The sequence below is a fragment of the Thioclava marina genome (assembly GCF_002020135.1).
Taxonomy (GTDB): Bacteria; Pseudomonadota; Alphaproteobacteria; order Rhodobacterales; family Rhodobacteraceae; genus Thioclava; species Thioclava marina.
The window spans coordinates 325,750-343,013 of sequence record NZ_MPZS01000002.1 but is presented as its reverse complement, the minus strand read 5'-3'; the positions used below and the strand labels follow the sequence as shown (position 1 = coordinate 343,013).

Below are 17,264 nucleotides of genomic sequence, written 5' to 3'. Positions count from 1 at the left end.
GTCATATCCCACACGGTTCGGCCCCGCCGAAGTGGTGCGGGCAGGATATTGACGGCTGACCGCGTGCGGTCAGGAATTCAGGCGTGTCAGGACGAGGCAGGTCCACTTAACCAAGGGTTTGATCCGTCGCGCGCATCACGAGGCAGGCAATCAGCTTCGAGCCCGCGATCCCCCCTTCCGTCTGCACCCGTCCAAGGGCTCTTCCGAAAATCATGAATGGCAGAAAGGGCTGCGTATGCGGCCAAGGCGTGAAAGCCTGCTTCACTGCGTTGCGTCCGAAGGTGGCCGATAGCAGCCGCGTCCTGCGCCTTCCGATCCCCGAGAAGGCCCGAATTGGTCGGGTCGAAACGAAACGGAGGATCACATGATCGCAACCATCACCATGCAAGAGCTGCAATGCTTAACGGCCCAACAACTTGGCGAACTGCACCAGTTCTTTTCCTCGCTGCTGACTGAACCTACCCTTGATGAAGCCGAGCGCCGCAACATCCTTGCCACCCTCGAAAATCTCGAGCGCGCGATGGGCTATCCCGCCAGACCGACGCCGCGAGGCTTCACGATGCAGCCATGAGCCACATGTCGAGAAGGGCGCCGCATAGGTGGCCTCTCAGTTGGCCGACAGAACGTTACTAATGAAAGGCCACCCAGCCATCAAAGGTGCATCCCTGAAACGCATCAAAAGACGAGTTGTACATTATCTCGCCTGTCTGACCGGACGGGTTGGAACACCCGCCACCGCCCGATCCGGCCGCATGAAGCGCAATCCAGTTAAAAAGCGCGCACCCCTGAAAGACCCGTTCGCTGCTATTATAGATGATCTCACCCGAATTTCCTGTCGGGTTACTGCATTGGGTTTGAGGGTTTACGAAACAGGCAAACTGATCCGTCGTGCCGCAGGATTGCGTTGTATCATTCCAGCGCGTGGAGCTGTTTGAACTTGTATCCCCGCGTCTCCCACTTCCACCTGTACCTAGCGTCCAGTTGTTACAGGTATTCCCAATGTCAGCGGAGAAATCCGCGGCGCGCCCTGTCCAGTAATACGTCCATCGCGCAAAATATTGATCAGTGTCCCAACTATCCGTGTCGGCGGAAGGATATAGACCATTTGCATCGGCGGCGAATGCCATACCGCCAGTCGTCTCTTCGCCAGCTTCGGTCTTACCGAACGCATACTGGGTGTTCGGATTGAAGTTCTGGCATTCACTATCATCGCAGAGCCAGGCTTTGACATTGGATTCCGTCAACATATTAGTCCTGTTCGCAATGCTGCTGCCAAGCCAGTCATACGTCGTGAGCCAGCTCAGACATGTGCTGTTGGCACCGGAAAGCCCCCCCAAATTACCGGTGAACTCATTACCTTCAACATTTGTCGGCTGGTTCCCGATCAACACGAAATAGCCAATCTCCGGGGCTGCACTAAGGTAAACATTTTCCACCTCGTTTCCGCTCAACGCTCGGTCATAGACATAAACCTCATCGATAAGACCATTAAATTCATTGTCTACCGTTGATATGTCCCGCATCTCCGCACCAATAGACGTGCCGCGAACGTTTTGGGTGGTTGACTCCCACAGGGCAAGTCCCGGCGCCGATGTCGAAACAATTGTGCCGTTCTTGTATAAAATGAAACTTGTTCCATCCCATGTAACCGTGAAGTGGGTCCATTGGTCTACGCGCTGAGAATCGATTTCAGTGGTGTCATACATGATATGTTGTGACGTTCCATCGCTGATATTCGTTGTCCACTTATTTGCCGCTCTCGTAAAGAGCGCATAAGTTGTGCCGTCGGATGCAGTATTTACGCCTCCGCGTGTGAATACTGTGGTATTCGCCTGCAAGGCGGCCAGTTTCGTCCAAGCGGAAATCGTAAATGCATTCGCGCTCGCAAAACTAAAAGCACCTTGGTAGGTGTTTTCGAGAAAAATCCCGTCACCGAGGCCGTCGAAGCTTGCCGCATTTCCTATCATGCCTGGTGCGGTTTTCACCAATGCAGGGCTATCGTCGCTGACCCAGCTTCCGTCATTGCCATTCCCACTGCCATCCACCACTGTAGTGCCCGAAATGTCATCCATGCTCCAATAGCCGACCAAACCGTTTGTCGGGGGCGCACCTGGCCCGTTGCCATGAAGTGCTTGCCATGTGTCATCTGCCTTGCAGCCTTGAAAAAATCCTGCACTGGAATTGTAGATAATTTCCCCTTGCATGCCCGTCGGGTTGGCGCAGGCGGCATAGGCGGGCGACGCACTTGAGATGCCAAACGCCGCACAAACGAACGCGACGAGGAAAAGCCAGTATGCGCATTTCTCCCATTGGATCATAGGTCTTCGGGGTTGCTAGCGGTTACGGGCCCGTCACGGGCTTCCAGTTCGTCGATCCTGGCTCTTAGCACCTCGATTTGTGCTTGCTGCTCCTTGATCGCCTCGATCATCGGGGCGATCAGACCATCATAGCTAACCCCAAGGGAACCATCTTCGTCGATCTGATGCACAAGCTCAGGAAAAACCTTTTGCACGTCTTGTGCCGACACGCCATATTCTGTCGTGTGCTTCTCATCACCTCTCATTTGAAATGAAAAACCATTCAGCGAGGTGAGCTTTCGAAGCGGTTCCTTCAACGGGTGAATGTTTTCCTTGAGGCGAATATCGGACACATCCACGATCACGCCTGTGTAATTAATGTCACCGACAACATCGAGAGCGGCAGAGGGGGCAATATCGCCTATCCCGACATTGCCGTTTTCCCCCAAAATGCGCACTCTTTCAGCGTTGTTTGTTTCAAATACGATGTCCCTATCGCCATAGCTCCTTAAATACAAGGAGTGCGGGTGTTCGGAATCCGAACCGATTGTGCCGATCCCTGCGTTATTTGAAGTTCCCCAACTGTGCCCAAAGTGTATCATGTTTTCGCCCGCCACTGAGCTACTATTTTTTATATACATAGCCGTAATATTGCCGCCCGCCGAACCGGGTGGAATAATATGAACACCTGGCCCAACATAGGCACCGGGCAGGACCTGTGAGTGAACATAAAAGGACGTGCCCGCGCCGCCGGCGTTAAAACGAATAAGGTCATTATCAACATCAGAGTCATCTTCAGTGCGGATCGACGTATCACCATCTGCATCAATGACTTTGTTGCCGCCACCACCGCCTGCGCCATTGTACCAATTTCCGGCACTATATAGAATGACATCGCCATTGGCCGCGCTGCTCAAAACAACGTCGCCAAGATCGGAAAGGTTGGCTGTGGCGGCAGGAGCGTTGCCGGATTTGCTTACCGCGACAAGCCCTTCTTGCTCCCAGGTGGTTCCATTGCAGACTAGAGTGACCTGTAAACCGTTGCCGTCAGAATCGGCTGTCATGCGGGTCGCTCCGGTCGGGAATCCCGCGCAACTGTCGCCAGCGGATGTGTCGGTTCCCGCAAGCTGCGCCTGCGCCAATTGCGGCGCGGCGATCATGAGAAATAGCAATACTGTCCCCAAAAACCTCATAAGACCATTGTATATTGATTAACCTTATCAGAATACTAAGAATTTCTGTTTTCCTCAGTTAAATGAGTCTGGGGTTACCATTGTTTAGAATTCGTCAATTCAATGCCGCATGAAGTTGGCGTTTTCGGTTTATTAGCATGGTGTGTATTATATGTATTAAGTCCCCGTTCCCTTGGGGTAATGCGGAATAACTTTCTCTCTTCCGAGAAAGGTGCGGCTGGCCATTTGGCCAGCCGCGATTTTTTGCCACGGTGATGGCCCCGCCGCTTACGCGGCGGCGCTCTCCTTCTGCTCGGGTTGCTGTTGGAAATTATTCAGGAAGTCAGCAGCGCGCTGTGCATGGGCGGCGGCAGTGAAGATCGCGCGCTTGTCGTTCTTCAAGACCTTGAGCCAGCTCTGGATATAGGCCGCGTGATCGGTGCCAGGCTCGGGCGTCAGGGCCAGATCGGCACAAACGAACGCCGCGCCAAGCTCCGCGACCAGTTCCTCGCGGGCATAGCCCTCATCACCCCACTTCTTGCGCCCGAATTCGCGGTCGAGGCGTTTGGGGTGCTTCGTCCAGTGGGTCAGCTCGTGGGCAAGCGTGGCATAGTAGGCTTCGGGGCTGCGAAAGCTCTCGAAATGCGGCATCTGCACATGATCCGTTCCGCCGCTATAGTGGGCAGAATTCCCGCCGTGGCGGATGTCTGCGCCCGTGGCCGCAAAGAATTCCTCGGCATGGTCGATCCGCTGCGCGGGGTCGATGATCGGCTCGGGCTTGGCATAGAAATGCTCGGGCAGCCCTTCGATCTGCTCGACGTTGAACACGCTGTAGCCTTTCATAAACGGGATTTTGCGCTCTTCCTCGCTGCCGTCGTCCTGCTCTTCGGTCTTGGTGATGGTGTTCGCATAGACAACGAGGTTGCCGCGCTCGCCCTTGCGGACATGTGCGCCGTATTCCTTGGCTTGGCGGTAGGTCATCCAGAAGGGCGAAAGATAACCGCCCTCGATGGCCGCGCCCCAAAGCATCAGCACGTTGATCCCGCTGTAGGCCATGCCGTTATGGCGCAGCGGCTTTATTATCCGCCCGTCCATGTTTCCTGCTGACCACGGCTTGAGCCAAGTCAGCTCGCCTTGCTCCAAGTCGGCAATAATCTTGCCGGTCACTTTCTGATAAACGTCTTGTTTCATTGGTCTTTTCTCCTTTTCAAAGTCGGTTGCGCATGCAACCGGACTAGGCCCGCGCCAATGAGCGGGGGGAGACCGTCAGGACCGCAGACAGCGGAGGGGGATCACCCGTCCTGCACAAACGAAGAGCGGAAGGACGGGGAGACCGCTGACTGCGCCCGCAGCACATGCGGAGGGCTTGGTCTTGACGGAGGACGGGGCCGCAGGCCCCAAACAAAAGAAGGAACGTCAGCCCTTCAGGGCTGGCCAATGATGCGCAAGGGATGGAAGCCGCATGGCCGAGACCGCCAAAGGCGGGCTCGGTTCACGACAGCCCGACCTGAAAGGGTGCGCCCCTACTCCTGCGATGCCAGTACCAAACCCACTCTCTAACAACGTTTGAGGCTCGATAGACGCCTACACCAAGATGTCTTGGAAGTGGCGTCTGCCTCGCCGCAAAATCGCATCTCGCCCCAAATTTGTCCATATTTGTCATAATGTTAGAGCGACTCGCAAAGGTTGCATTTTTTTCTCTGGTCTGCAATTCTTTCGGCTAGGGGCAGGAAGGTAAGACAAATGACAAGTGAAGCAGAAATGCCGGACAGCAAGAACGATCCGATCATCCGCGAGATCATCGAGTTGGAGCGGAGCTACTTCTTTGAAAAGCGTAACGTGAAGACAGAACGCCAACGGAAGCTGCGTGAGATCATTGAGCGGCACACAAAACCTGGGAGTGTTGCGGATGATACTTGAAGAAATTCGCCTTACCGATTTCAGATGTTTTTTTGGTGAGACATTCATTCGGTTCTCCGAAGACCCCGAGCGCAATGTAACGATTATTTATGCCGAGAATGGGGTCGGCAAGACGACGCTGCTAAACGCCCTTCTTTGGTGCTTCTACGGCGAGACAACTGCACGCTTTGAGAAGCGTGAGGAGATACTGAACTACGACGCCAAGAAAATGGGTCGAAAGGTTGCCTCGGTCGAAGTTCTCTTCGAGCACAATGGCAGCCGCTACATAGCTAAGCGCTTCTCTAATATCGCAAATCCTGGCGGACGTGATTTCGTTATCGCTCGCATCGACGATGGCAGTCAGATCACACTCGACTCGCCCGATACGTTTATCAACACGGTGATCCCGCGTGACATGGCCTCTCATTTCCTTTTCGATGGGGAGCATGCGGAGGTCTTCCTAGGAGAGACCAACAAAGGGTCTATCAAAAGCGCCGTACGCGACATCTTGGGGTGCTCGCTAATCGAAACCGCGATAGATGATCTGCAAGCGGTCTCCAGCCAGTTCCGCAGGCAGATACCATCGACGGCGGCAACCAAGAAAATCGAGGACCTGAGCAGTCGCTTGGACGCGCTGACAACCCAAGTCGAGACCGCCAAAGCCAGCATCACGACGATGAAGGCAAAGCGCGATCAGACGGACCAGCAAATTAACGATATTGAAGCAAAACTTCGAAATACTGCTGCTGCCAAAGAGCTTCAGCAAAGCCGTGATCGTCTGAATGCCCAGCTTCAGCGCGCGTCGAAGCGTCAGAAGGAATACGCCGATGAGGTATACAAGTGGCTCGGCGAGAATGGGCGCTTCATCGTTTCCAAGCGCATTACCGAAGAAACCTTTTCGTTCCTAGATGAGAAGGAACATCGGGGCCGTATTCCCTCGCCGTACAATGAAGAATTCGTCAAAGACGTCCTTGAAGCTCAAGAGTGCATCTGTGGCGCAAAGCTCGAACCAGGCAGCCCCGAGGCCAAGAAAGTTGCGAGCCTGCTCCAGAAGGCCGCGAACCAAGTGATGCGAGACCGCGTGTCGAAAGTGCGCGGGAGATTAACATCACTGAAGACGGAGCGCGCCAAAGCTCCGGGCCGCCTTACAAGAGCCAAGGCACAACTTACAGAGGCAAATGAAGACTTCGCAACTGCCGAGGCTCAACTCGCGGAAATCAGTGAGAAGCTAAAGGGTATCAATTTTGAAGACATCGCGGAACGGGAACGCCGACGCAGCGAACTGCGCGATGAACTGCGGGAAATTGACCGAAAGATCGGTGCGTTCGAGACAAACATAAAGAGTTCCGAGCGTGAAAAGGGTGAAATCGACCGAGAGATCACTGAACTCGCGAAGCAAGACAAGCAAACGGCGATTTATGGTCGCAGACGCAATCTTTGCGAAACTATCAAGGGCAAGCTAGAGGTGGAGCTCAAGGCTGAGGAAGATGCTGCACGCAAAGTCCTCCGCGCGGGGATCAGGCGGATTTTGGAAGCTACGACCCGTAAGGCTTTAAACCTTCGCATGACTGATGACTACATGATTAGTCTCGTGAATTCAGACGGAACGGCTTTGCCAAAATCAAGTGGTGAAAACCAGCTCCTTGGCCTAGCTTTTACGGCGGCGCTCGTCGAGTTCGCCAACATCAGGCAGAACGCCAAGGACTACCGGCTGTTGCCTGGCACAATTGCACCACTTGTTCTCGACTCCCCCTTTGGTCAGCTCGATGATGCCTATCGTGCCACGACCGCAGAATTCATCCCGAAAATGGCCCGTCAAGTTGTGCTCCTTGTCTCAAAATCTCAAGGCTCGGATGAAGTTTTGGAGGTTTTGAAAGGGCATCTCGGTGCGGAGTATCTGCTTGTGCGTCACAACACTGAAACGCAGGGGGAGCGCAAGCCAGAGAGCCGCTATTTCAAAGGTAAAGAGTTCAAGACTGCCATCTTTGAATCAGACTTTGATGGCACAGAGATTGTGGAGATTAGAGAGCCATGAGTTCACGCGCACCAAATATCAATAGAAGTCGCATACACGAAGAGATGGTGCAGCGTCTTGCTATGCAGAAACTTCCGGACACGGATCGCACTCTCTTCCCTACGATCCGTGAGCTGCTCTGCTTTGCCGCCCTGCTTGGATATTCTGAGAAGAGACGCATTCCGCTGGATAGGGAAAAAGGTGTTGAAGATATCTCCTATCAACAATTCGAACGGGGCGACGCCGAGGACCTCATTTACCTTATCGCTTTGGCAGAGACCAAAGATCCTGAGATTCTAAAGGACGGAGAGGAAAGCCGCTGTGCTGAGATTTTCGAAGAGTACGCAAACGGCGGCCTTCAAATCCTGCGTGAAGCAATGCTTCGAGGCGGCGGAGAATATCCGGACCGGGATATCCTGGAGCTGTTGAAAGAGCGTGGGTATTTGGACACAGAAGACAAAGAGCCTGACCTTTCGGGGATCAAATTCTAGATGCTGAGAGACCTGAGCTACAAGGGAGTCTATAAGTCTGACCTCGACAACATACTGGAAGATTTCTATTTTCCCACGTTGTCTGTAGCGAACCGTTATGATCGGGCAGTCGGTTTCTTTTCGGCATCCACAATCAGCTACGCAGCGCAAGCGCTATCGGTCTTCGTCAAGCATGGCGGCCAGATTAGACTGATCCTGGGTGCGTTTTCTGACCAAGAAGACCTAGAAGCCGTCAAGCAAGGCTACCAGGAAAAAGAGATTTCCGAAAAGATCGGGAATGAACTCTTGTCGATGATATCAAACGTCAGCGACGAACTCTTCCAGAACCGCTTTGACACGCTCTCATGGCTCGTCGCGCATGGGCGTCTCGACGTCAAAATCGCCCTTCGTGAGCGCGGCATGTACCATGACAAGGTCGGCATCATCACTGACGAAGCTGGTGATCGCGTGGTCTTTGCGGGCTCAGCCAACGAGAGCACCCACGCGCTTCTTCCCACGCACAACTACGAGTCGATCAACGTTTTCCGTACCTGGATTCCGGAACAGGCGGAGTTCTACGACCCTCACATCGAGAGCTTTGAGCGCCTGTGGCGGAACGAAAGCCAGTCAACGGCCGTAATCGACATACCGACTGCGGTGAAAGAAAAGCTGATAGCAACAGCTCGCGCCCTCGACTACACGCCGGACCCCGAGATTGAAGCGGCGATTGCAGCGCGAATTCTTGGAAAGACGGGCTCTGCTCACAGTACAACATCAGGGAAGCCGCGCGAACCAGCCACGATCAATGGCCAACCGTTCAAAATGCGCGATCATCAAATCGCTGCGCTCGAAGCCTGGCGGGCCAAAGGCGACTTCCAAGGGACTTTCGATCTCGCGACTGGCGCTGGCAAGACCATCACAGCCATTCATGCCATTGTCAGGCTTTCTGAAGCAATCGACGGGCTAGCCTGTGTGATCGCGGCCCCCTACCAGAACCTCGCCGACCAATGGGTCGATATCCTGGCGACGTTCAACATCTATCCCGTGAAGTGCTATGTCTCCCGCGCCCAATGGGAGGAGAAACTCCGCAACATGGTCCATGAGCTGACAATGGGCAGCCGCAAGTTTGGCGCCATCGTTGTTGTAAACAGAACGCTGAAGAGCCCTGAGTTCCAGGATAAACTTTCGAAGATCAAGGGAAGCCATCTGCTTTGGATCGGCGATGAGTGCCACCATCATACTTCGAAGGCATATGAGGGCTTTCTCCCGGAACATGCACGTTATCGGATTGGTCTCTCCGCCACACCAGAGCACTATCTCGATGAAGAGCGCAACGAACGCCTCAACGAGTTCTATGGGGATATCGTCTACAGCTACACTCTCAAGCAGGCGATCAAAGACAAGGTTCTGACTCCGTACGTCTACTACCCACACCTCGTCGAATTCACAGAAAGCGAAGCCGAGGAATTCGTGGAACTGTCTGAGCAAATCGGGCGCATCATGGCGAGGCAAAATGGCAAGGCAAGCGAGATGACGCCCCAGCTCACAGGTTTGCTGATGCGTCGAGCTCGACTTGTGGGCTCTGCGGCCAACAAGCTTCCAGCCCTACAAGCTGTGTTAGCGGGAAAGAAGCCGACCCAGCACACCCTCTTCTATTGCGGGGATGGATCAGTCGAAACAGACGAAGGCGAGACGGGTTCTGAAGAAAGCATCAATCAGAGCAAGCGACAGGTGGAAGCCGTCAGTGCCATGCTTCACGGTATGTCCTGGGACGTGTCGCGTTTCACCTCGCGGGAGTCACGCAAGGACCGTGACAACATCCTTGAGAACTTTCGCCTAGGCATCATCGACGCAATGGTCGCGATCCGTTGCCTCGATGAAGGCATAGACGTGCCCGCGTGCAGCACAGCCTACATCTTGGCAAGCTCTCGGGACCCAAGACAATTTGTGCAGCGGCGCGGACGTATCTTGCGACGTTCGCCGGGCAAGCAACAGGCACTCATCCATGACTTCATCGTTGTTCTACCCGACGGCTACGAGGGTAGCTCGGACTACGCCAAGCGCCTCATCAAATCTGAGCTTGGTAGAGTAGCAGAGTTTTCGTCTCTGTCAGAGAACAGGTCGGAAGCCTATGAGACGCTCGCTCCTGTGCTAAAAGCCTACGATCTGGAGCACATGATCTAAGCACAAGACTCAGCAAAGTGAGAATTTCCAAATTCGCAGCAGCCAACAGATACAGAGTGCGCCGAGATACAAAAAAGCTATTCAGCATCCACTTCTTTGAGGAAGTTTAGAAATCGGTTTAGGTCTTCATAGTTGTTGTCAGAAGATATTGGAATAATCCGCATATTGTAGTCCTTTTTCCAACGGCCACGCTCCGTATCACCGATTTGGTCGGTCGTCATGAGCGCATAGTGCGGGATTCCGCCTTCGGGGAACGCGGCGTTAATGTAGTTAAGAAGAAGGCGAAGCTCTGGGTCTTGAAGTGATGATCCAAGAAAAATCACCGAGTACATCGTGAAAATTGACTGAAGAGCGCTTTGATACCCAGGCTCTTTATACAGTATTCTCCTATAATCCTTGTCGGTCAGAATAATGTGCTCGGGTGCTGTTTTGGCATCGCCGTGAGCTTTTAGAAGAAAAAACGACCTCTTATACAAATCCCGCTGAAGTGCATGTGCCTCATAGTACTTATAGCCCTGCCTGAACTCACCGCTAGCCGCGAACGCCTGTTCGATTAGCATGTCGTAATTGGTCGTAATTATAAACCTATTATTCTTGAGAGATATTAGTAGCTCATGAGCAGGGGTCGGCTTGAGATTGGGGTTTCCAAAAACGTCCTCAATGACGGTCTTAAACTCAACGCCCAATATTTCCTTCATTTCCTGAGCAAGCATTAAGAATTTGTTTGAGTCCGCTGCAAGCTCTCTGCAATCCTCGGCCTTATCACCCGAAATCGAGTGATCGGTCTCAGCCTTTTCAATAAGGCTTCCCAGAAGGCCACCCCAATCCGGAAGTCCAGCCCCCATAGAAAGTCCAGCCCCTACAAAGACACCGCACTTTCCCTCTCGATACGCTTGTAAGAGTTCCGTTGGAATATCCTTCTTTTCAAGTGCCATCACGAAACCCCCAAAGCTTTCTTGAATCTACGATCAATTACATCTGCTCTCTGCATTAAGTTAGAGCGCTCACCGCCTCCGATTTTAAATGAAATAATATACGCATACAGATCTTTCTCATCCTTAGAGGCTTTGCCACCAAGCAAGTTCTCGGGCTCCGCGTTGTGCTTCATCCTATCTGCCTCAAAAGCCAGATAGACTTTTGCGAAAGTTGGAGCATCGAACTTACCCATCTGCGACCTGTGTCGGTAGAGAAAGTAGAATAAATCGACGAATATCCACTTTTGAGTGAGCTTCTTCGCGGCAAGCTCATTCACATCCTTCAGAAAATCGAGGATGTTGTTCGCTTCGGCAACCAGCGGAGCGTAGACAGCGCTGTCAGTTATGTAAGTATAGTCGTCATGTAACTGAGGTGCCTTCACTTCGCGCTTTCCGTCATGATGGCAAACAGAAAGGGCGTGGGCGAGGTAATCTTGGTGCTTAAATCGTGCAGCAGATATTTTGGATTCTGCAAAAAAGGTGTGCGTACGAGCTACGGTATCAACAGCCTGGCGGTAACCTGTTTGTATCGCATTTCGCAGTTCCGCAGGATTTAGGCGAACTCCCATCTGCATACGCGAGAAGACCACTGAGATTTCTGGTTGCTGAGCGTTCTCAATGTAGGCGATTACGACTTCGAATTCGTCGAACTTGTCGCGGAAGGATTTCGGTAGTTTTTCATACTCTTTCCCAGCAATCGGTTGAGCGCCAATGTTCGGCGCATCGCTGTTCAAGCTAAAGTCACCATCCAGGAACTCCCATATTGCCCTGAGCCGCTGCTGACCGTCCACAACCTCATAACGAAACGGTTGGGCGGCGGCTCCTCGATCCCATAGATAGATCATTGGAATGTCGTAGCCCCGAAGAATCGAGTCAATTAGCAAAGCCTGTTTCGGCGCAGGCCAAACCGGGCCACGCTGCCAAGACGGGTCTAACCGTACTTTGTCACGTATTGCGACGAGGTCTTTTAGCTTTTTGGTTCTGTGCTTAATGTCCATTCGTTTCTCAGTTCAGTCCTGATCTCATCACTTGTGACATGCGAGGCATCCCTTTGATTGACCGAAAAGTTCATCGATATCGATGTCACCTATGTCACTACGAAGGGGGTTTATTTGACGTTTGGCCTTTGCCCTCTCGACACGCTTCTCATAGTCTCCTTTGATTTGGGCGACTCTATCAGGTTGGGTCAATTCATCTAGGGACTCGCCCTGTGACCATGTAAAAGGTGAGCCATTTTCGACGGCATCCTTCTCGTAGGATTTGGCCTCTTCAAACGCCTCAGGATGTTGTTCCTTTAGTCGAACCCACTCAATCTTTTGCTGATAGAAGCAGAACGTGCAACCGCTCCGAGAGCGCCAATCATAGTATTTCGGAAGCCCTAGCCCGGACGCGTCAAGAATATCGATGACACCTGGTTTATCAATGCCCGCCTCCTTGAAGGGTAACAACACCTTCAGTCGGTCGTGTTTCGAGCTGTAGCCCTCTCGGTATTCTTCATCTGCGCGAATGGCCACATAACTGTAGACCGTATTTCCCTCTTCCAGGATAGGACGAAGCCAGTGCTCAAATGGACGAAGTTTGAGCTGCCTAGTGCACCAGCGCGTTTGTGGTGACGGAAGGAAATTGTTGTACTGTTTGAGCCAGAAATCGAAGTCTCGGTCGGGGTTCAGTCGGAGGATCGATTTCCCGAGAAACCCTTCAAGGCGTCCAAGGAATTCGTAGACTTCGGGTAGTTCCTTCCCGGTGTCGGTGAAGAAGTACTCGATATCTAGCTCTGGATGATGCTGACGCATGTAGACCGCGAGGGCCGCGCTATCCCGCCCTCCTGAAAGCCCCAGTACGTGCTTCTCTGGTGCATTGGTCACGATACAGCTCTCTCCGTTTCTTTGTCCTTGCTTTCCTGAACTTCGACCATGTAGCGCGAGCTTAGTTCTGCAAGCGCAGCAAGTACCATCCGACGCTTTGTGTCGTCACCAGCATCGATGACGCTTTCAAGTTGCGAAATGATTTTGTCGATCCCTGCTCGTTCTCCTTCAGTCACTTCAAATTCAGCATGAAGGGGAGCAGGACGACCATTCACACCAACAACAACGGCCATTGCGTGGCGCTTGTCTACACGTCCTTTCACGCGAGCGAAGTTCTCAGAGCGAATAAACTTCTGAGCAAGGTCGGCGAGCTCAACAGACGCCCTGTCAAGGTCGGGGTCAGTCCAGTCTCTTGGGGGTTTGTTTGCGGCGAGGCTAGCGATGCCTTCCACGTCAGAGACGCTTCCTTCAAATTTGGCAAGTCGACCAATGAAGGCATTGAGGCGGAAGTCACCACTAATTTGCATGATGTTTTCAGCGCGTTCACGGAGTTCGGCGAGTGCTTGTGGCGACATGTTGGGCACTTGCAGTTCAGCAAGCATTAGGTCTGTCAAACGTCGGAGCATCGACGGATATGACTCGACCAGTTCTTCAAGGCCTTCGCGGACATCGTTCACAACCGCTTGTATCGCCTTATCGTTGTCGAGAGCGCCGCGCTCACCGAAAGCCGCCGGAATATCATCAAACAGGAACTTGTTTGGGTCGTTTGCTAGTTTGAATAGATCGCGAACACGAATTGCGTTGGCAGAAAGCTGAGTTGTGCGTTTGGTCCAAGAGTGCAGACGATCAAAGATTGCGATTAGACCACGAGCGACGTCGATTGGAGCGAGATGGGTAAGGCTATTGTTTGTATCAAGTTCTCGCACGACTTCTGCCATGCTTGAAAGCAAACGCCTGGACAAAGCAGACAAATCCATCCAGCGAAGCTGGATTTCACGTGGGTCTTTTGCGAGGATTTCGACATCAATGTCCTTGAAGCGCGCTTGGAAGACACCTTCCCTATAGAGTGCAACCTGTTCACGTCGCGAGAGAATGAACGCGACAACAAGCACGGGCATGAGGCCATCTTTGACCCCAAACGGCGGCTCCGACCAAAGCCTATAAATTTCCGCAACGCTTACAGTTCGGTCGTCAGCTTCCTTCAGAAGCCTAACCGTTGCGTTCCAGAGTGGGTAAAGATCGTAGTCGTCGTTTTCCGAAGGTTGGCAGAAGCGCAATCCTTCGCCTTTGTCTGCATAGAGGCCTGTAGCTTCTAGGAGGGAAGCGTACAAGCCACCTTCCGCAGGAAACCCTTCGATGCCGAGGCGCGGCGTTCCTTCGTTTGAGACCATTGCGCGCAGCAATGCGTTTTGTGCTGCAACCGCGTTACTCGATGGCTTGATGCGGTTGAGCAGCTCGTTGTTGAGAAGCGGTGAACTGGGATATCGCGCTGATGCGAGCTCCGAAGCAACATTGTTAAGTTCCGCATGCAGCCACTGCTGCGGTTTTCGATTTTTTAGATACCAAGTCGCATTGTCGAAGGCGCGGCGGATTTCTTCTTCAAGCTGCCCTTGCAACACAGCTTGCCGCGCCTGAACTTCACGTTGTGCCACAGCGTCTCCCGCGAGGTCAGGATGCTCCTCTTGCACTTCTGAGAGCGCGATCAGTTCGCGAGCAAGGTCGGTAATCGCCCAGGCCCGTTGCGATAACCCAGTTGCAACTTCCCAGTCCTTCGACTCACGTGCCGCCTCACGACAGATCTTCTGGGCCTGTTCGCTTGTTTCGCCCTCTGTCGGAATCGCAAGTAGGAATTCGCCGATTGTACCTGCATGAGGTTGGTAGGCCTGGACACGTTCTCTGAGGCTGTTCAGTGGCGCAACTTCCACATCGAACCAACGTAGAGCGCCCGTCTCATGGTAATGTCGCTTTGCCAGTATAGGTTGCAGGCCCGCAAGCCTTTGCAGTGATGCAAAATCCACTTCCCGCACGTGCTCCAATGTGTCTTGCACAGCGCGGTCAATGTCAAAGTCACTCCCTGCGTAGATCGCATAAGCGTCTACAAACTTTCTGTAGATAATCAGTGACCAAGTTTTGAGTTGGTTGAGCGCGGCGGTAATCTGGCCCTTTGGTGCTCCACCTACGCAAGCACCAAGGAGCTCGTCCGTTGGCATGAGGCCGGACCGTTCCTTGAATAGGTCAATCAACGCAATTGCCTTGAGTAGCCTAATGTGGAGCGCGTCGCCGCCGAGCGCCTCGCAGCGCTCGATTGCTTCTGCCGCCATCGCCCATCGGTGGCCATCTGGCGAAGCAAGAATTGAGGGCTCCAAGTTAACTCGCAGATAGTCCCAAAGGCGGTCAGGCTCATAGAGACTGTCTTCAGTATTGTGACGAATAAAATCCTGGAAACCCGAAGGCTCTGCGGAATTTAGGAAGCCGAAAATGCTGCGTTGGTTTTGGCCGAAACGTCGGCGTGATATGGGGCCCAACAAACAGGCTACGACTGGGTGAAGCGGCCAGCATCCTTCGAGTGTCTCAGATAGGTAGGCTGACGCAGCCGGACGCTGACGCTTAATTTCGTTCGCAATTAGGTTGGCGAGCTTGCCTGGCTTAGTCAGAGAACGTCCATTTTCGATAGCGCGCGATATTAGCTCGATCTGCTCTTCACCAGCGGCATTCACTGAAAGGTCTATGAAGCGCCCCTGGATTTTGGACCACTCGTCGCGCATTTCGCGGGATAGTCGGTTAGCATACTCTTCGAAAGCTTGGTGAAGAATGCCAACCACAACCAAGCGGCCATTGCTGCGCGATGCGGCTTCCGCAAGAAGTTGGAACAGATAGACGTCCGCACCTTCTTGCGCAGCAGCCTCAAGGAATTTTCCCATCTCGTCGATGAAGAGGATGAGGCCGCCTTGGTTGCGTGGATGTCTGTTTGCAAGTTCGGTCAAGGCTGAAACAACTGCATCGTCGGTCCAACGCTTTCGACGGGAGGGGCCAAGGAGACCACGCTCTTCCAAAGCTTCGCCGATAATTTTGGCTGCGTCATCGCGGCGGCCAACGACAGGAATTGTGAGCCATCCCTTCGTTTTTGGCGGCAAAGCAGCAAGGATTTGTTTTGCTGCGGCCTTGCCAATCGATGTTTCGGCCTTCTGCTTCAGTGCGCTGTCGCCGCCCAATAGTCCGCTAAGCGCAACAACAAGGCTCGATTTCCCACTCCCGTACGGCCCCGTCCACGTAAAGGCACCATGGCCAGTTTCCCTGACGTGATGTCCGATGGACAACAAAACGTCTGTCGAAGATTTGGGGCAAACGTAGCCCTCCAACGCAGCAGCGTCGTTGTAGTCGGCGTCGATGCGTATGGAACGCTGAAAGCGGCGGGCAATATGTACGCTGTCTGAGAGAGCCATCACGCCGCCTCTTTCGTTTTCTTGGGTTTATAGTCGAAGGCGGCGTATTTGAGCGCGAAATCACCATCCAGAGGAACATCGCGCAACACTTGTTTGAGGCCAGCGGTCTCGGACCAACGGAAAGCGCCCTCAGTGAATTCCTCAAGGTCAAGCAATCGATCGGCGATGTCATTTTCATCGAGGAGGAACACGCGCCCAGGCGACCCCGGTTCGTGCGCAATGGCCTCAAAAGACAAGGTTTTCGCAGTTGTGTAGTACTTCCAGAAATCGATCAGGGCATAAAGAAATACCCCCCTTCCCAAAGTGGATTTTGGCCCACGAACAAATCGGAATCCATCTCGCTTGCCCAGAGCCTTGATTAGGCCCAACTCCGATAGGGGAGACTCTAACGTGTCCTCAGGTGAAGCGTTCGCAGATGGGCGTTTAGCCACATAGGTGCGGAGGAAACACTCCACATCGCGCCTAATCGTAGTCGCAGAAACCCGCGGCCAAGCACGATCTTTGGCAACCTTTTCAAGAGCTCGAACAAGCCTTTCCCGCTCAAATGTTACTCCAGGAAAATTGTTGAAACTCCAATACCATGTTGTTTTCTCGGGATGCCCCGCGAGATGCCAATGAACAAGCCAAAGGCTTGTGGGGTGCTCCATGTAGGGGTCGAATCCAGACCGCCCAAAGATGCGGTCGCCTAGCTCTGTTGTGGCGAGTTCGTTCGCGCCCTCTCCGTCCGCGATGACCCCACAGCAAGTGGCCCAATGACGCATCGAAGACACCATATTTTTGCCCACCCCGAATCGGGCGATTGCATCGTCGCGAGTGAATGCTGCCTTACTGTCAGGGTCACCTGCACGTTCCGAGACGGCATCGTAGGCCTTCTTCAGCCATCCGTAGCGCAGCGGAAAGGTCTCGTGTCCGGAAAATTGGGGCTTGTATGTGTCTTGAAAAATAGGTCCTCGTGGCATCGCGTCTCGTCCTGGATAATTGATCCAGCTCGACTTTACCCCACAAA

Annotated in this window: 13 protein-coding genes; 5 read left to right on the top strand and 8 right to left on the bottom strand. The window is 53.2% G+C overall.

Features of this window, described 5'->3' with window-relative positions; genetic code table 11:
* Nucleotides 1–364: 364 nt before the first annotated feature.
* The gene (locus BMG00_RS11865; RefSeq protein ID WP_078574479.1) at nt 365–571 is read left to right on the top strand and encodes a hypothetical protein; all 207 of its coding nucleotides are present in this window, start codon (nt 365–367) and stop codon (nt 569–571) included.
* A gap of 58 nt (nt 572–629) precedes the next feature.
* On the opposite strand, the gene BMG00_RS11860 is transcribed toward BMG00_RS11865, so the two are convergent.
* The 3 genes from BMG00_RS11860 to BMG00_RS11850 form a co-directional block, all read right to left on the bottom strand.
* Nucleotides 630–2,318 carry a LamG domain-containing protein gene (locus tag BMG00_RS11860; protein ID WP_078574478.1) on the bottom strand — a complete coding sequence of 563 codons (1,689 nt, stop codon included), beginning with the start codon at nt 2,316–2,318 and terminating at the stop codon, nt 630–632.
* Nucleotides 2,315–3,469: a tail fiber domain-containing protein gene (locus BMG00_RS11855; RefSeq protein ID WP_146642621.1), complete on the bottom strand. Its 1,155-nt coding sequence runs from the start codon at nt 3,467–3,469 to the stop codon at nt 2,315–2,317. Before BMG00_RS11855 ends, BMG00_RS11860 begins: the two co-directional genes overlap by 4 nt.
* A gap of 288 nt (nt 3,470–3,757) precedes the next feature.
* Nucleotides 3,758–4,660 carry an ArdC family protein gene (locus BMG00_RS11850; protein ID WP_078574476.1) on the bottom strand — a complete coding sequence of 301 codons (903 nt, stop codon included), beginning with the start codon at nt 4,658–4,660 and terminating at the stop codon, nt 3,758–3,760.
* 552 nt (nt 4,661–5,212) lie between these two features.
* On the opposite strand from BMG00_RS11850, the gene BMG00_RS17635 reads away from it, so the two are divergent.
* The 4 genes from BMG00_RS17635 to BMG00_RS11835 are packed head-to-tail and all read left to right on the top strand — an operon-like array spanning nt 5,213 to nt 10,036.
* Complete coding sequence (locus tag BMG00_RS17635; protein WP_158521719.1) at nt 5,213–5,389, top strand: hypothetical protein; 177 nt, start codon at nt 5,213–5,215, stop codon at nt 5,387–5,389.
* Complete coding sequence (locus BMG00_RS11845) at nt 5,379–7,403, top strand: AAA family ATPase (protein WP_078574475.1); 2,025 nt, start codon at nt 5,379–5,381, stop codon at nt 7,401–7,403. The genes BMG00_RS17635 and BMG00_RS11845 overlap by 11 nt, the downstream gene beginning before the upstream one ends.
* The gene (locus BMG00_RS11840) at nt 7,400–7,873 is read left to right on the top strand and encodes a DNA phosphorothioation-associated protein 4 (protein ID WP_078574474.1); all 474 of its coding nucleotides are present in this window, start codon (nt 7,400–7,402) and stop codon (nt 7,871–7,873) included. Before BMG00_RS11845 ends, BMG00_RS11840 begins: the two co-directional genes overlap by 4 nt.
* Nucleotides 7,874–10,036, top strand: coding sequence for a DEAD/DEAH box helicase family protein (locus tag BMG00_RS11835; protein ID WP_078574473.1), 2,163 nt, complete (start codon nt 7,874–7,876; stop codon nt 10,034–10,036).
* Nucleotides 10,037–10,113: 77 nt separating this feature from the next.
* Here BMG00_RS11835 and BMG00_RS11830 read toward each other — a convergent pair whose 3' ends face one another.
* Genes BMG00_RS11830 through BMG00_RS11810 form a run of 5 tightly spaced genes read right to left on the bottom strand, consistent with a single transcriptional unit; the run spans nt 10,114 to nt 17,217 of the window.
* Nucleotides 10,114–10,971 (bottom strand): SIR2 family protein, encoded by an 858-nt coding sequence (locus tag BMG00_RS11830; RefSeq protein WP_078574472.1) that lies wholly within the window; start codon nt 10,969–10,971, stop codon nt 10,114–10,116.
* Entirely contained in the window at nt 10,971–12,008 is a 1,038-nt protein-coding gene (locus BMG00_RS11825; protein WP_078574471.1) for a DUF262 domain-containing protein, read from the bottom strand. Before BMG00_RS11825 ends, BMG00_RS11830 begins: the two co-directional genes overlap by 1 nt.
* Before the next feature lie 27 nt (nt 12,009–12,035).
* Complete coding sequence (locus tag BMG00_RS11820; RefSeq protein ID WP_078574470.1) at nt 12,036–12,875, bottom strand: phosphoadenosine phosphosulfate reductase family protein; 840 nt, start codon at nt 12,873–12,875, stop codon at nt 12,036–12,038.
* A complete protein-coding gene (locus BMG00_RS11815) occupies nt 12,872–16,258 on the bottom strand; it encodes an ATP-binding protein (protein ID WP_078574469.1) in 3,387 nt (1,128 codons plus the stop codon). Before BMG00_RS11815 ends, BMG00_RS11820 begins: the two co-directional genes overlap by 4 nt.
* Complete coding sequence (locus BMG00_RS11810; protein WP_078574468.1) at nt 16,258–17,217, bottom strand: DUF4007 family protein; 960 nt, start codon at nt 17,215–17,217, stop codon at nt 16,258–16,260. Before BMG00_RS11810 ends, BMG00_RS11815 begins: the two co-directional genes overlap by 1 nt.
* Nucleotides 17,218–17,264 lie beyond the last annotated feature (47 nt).